This window comes from Catenulispora yoronensis, assembly GCF_039531695.1.
In the GTDB taxonomy this organism is placed as follows: Bacteria; Actinomycetota; Actinomycetes; order Streptomycetales; family Catenulisporaceae; genus Catenulispora; species Catenulispora yoronensis.
Genome location: NZ_BAAAQN010000259.1, coordinates 1 through 512 on the forward strand (window position 1 = coordinate 1; position 512 = coordinate 512).

A 512-nucleotide genomic window follows, 5' to 3' on the forward strand; every position below is an offset into this window, starting at 1 on the left:
GGCGCGGCAGCACATCCCAGACCGGGACTTTACCGGCGGCGATAATGCTCGGGTTGGTGGTTACCCCGGCCAGCGGGTAGATGCGGGCCAGGCGTTCCACTTCGGCGACGTTGGCGGTATCCAGATAGAGTTCCATTGTGTTTTCCTCAATGCTTAATTCGGTGCTGTCGTTGAGGTAAGCATACGGCTTTCGTTCGAAGGATCGCCAGATGACAAATTTGCCAAAAACTGGATAAATGTACGCATCGTGATTAAGGATGATTTAGATCACATTTATCGGTGCTGGCTGGGATGGGAGGTAACTATAGCGCGCACAAAAGTCAGGTTTAACACACAAAAATCTAGTTTTTTACCGGGGATGCTTTTTCCGTCAGCTGGCTATGGTACTGGCGGCGGTATTCAGACGGCGAGCGTTCCGTAGTTTTGCGGAACAGGCGGCAGAAGTAGTTGCTGTGGGCGAAGCCGCAGGCGTGGGCGATGTCTTTCACTTTCATATCGTGGCCCTTCAGCAG

The 512-nt window shown here is 52.7% G+C and carries 2 protein-coding genes; both read right to left on the bottom strand.

Annotation, left to right across the window (positions count from 1 at the left end; genetic code table 11):
• A partial coding sequence (locus ABD481_RS47210; RefSeq protein WP_344672399.1) for a transaldolase family protein occupies window positions 1-136 on the bottom strand: 136 nt, incomplete at its 3' end.
• Window positions 137-341: 205 nt separating this feature from the next.
• Window positions 342-512 (bottom strand): AraC family transcriptional regulator (locus ABD481_RS47215; RefSeq protein ID WP_344672400.1); only part of this gene is annotated, 171 nt, incomplete at its 5' end.